Source organism: Cellulomonas sp. P2_B4 (assembly GCF_056404795.1).
This window is the reverse complement of record NZ_JBFUDI010000093.1, coordinates 1-556: the sequence shown is the minus strand read 5'-3', so window position 1 is coordinate 556 and position 556 is coordinate 1. Positions and strand designations below refer to the sequence as shown.

The following is a 556-nucleotide window of genomic DNA, read 5'->3' as shown; positions in this document are numbered from 1 at the left end:
CTCGAAGCGCGGCTCGAGCACCGCGCGCAATCCGTGCATTACACCGGTCGCCGTGTGCGCGGCGAGATCGCTGTTGCCCGCGGTGGTACCCCCGACAAATGGCGAGACTTCACTGACAATGTCCATATCGGCACCCGACATGCCGACATCCTCGCCGGTCGCGAAGTGAGAGCCAATGCGGTTGATGAACCGTCCATAGGCGTGGAGGAGTTCGCGACTCTTGATCCGCGCGGGATCGCCGATGATGACGGCTTTCCCGCCACCGACTGGGAGACCGGCCAGTGCGGATTTGTAGGACATTGCGCGAGAGAGACGCAGCGCATCATCGCCGGCAAGGGCGTCATGGGCATAGGCCTTGAATCGGGTTCCCCCCGCCGCCGGGCCAAGCTTTGTGGAATGGATCGCGACGATCGCGCGTAGCCCGGTTTCTTCATCGGAGAAGAAGCAGACCTGTTCGTGGGCGTCAAACTCGGGCGATTCCCAGATGCTCATTCAATTGTCCTTCGCTTGTTTCGGTGCGCCTCCTCACCAAGCACGTTTTTTCTCACAGGAAAAG

The 556-nt window shown here is 61.0% G+C and carries 1 protein-coding gene; it reads right to left on the bottom strand.

The genetic code is table 11. From position 1 onward, the window contains the following. Nucleotides 1-492: Glu/Leu/Phe/Val dehydrogenase dimerization domain-containing protein (locus AC1DZC_RS20270; RefSeq protein ID WP_477044539.1), on the bottom strand; the 492-nt coding region annotated here is incomplete at its 3' end. Between the last annotated feature and the right edge of the window lie 64 nt (nt 493-556).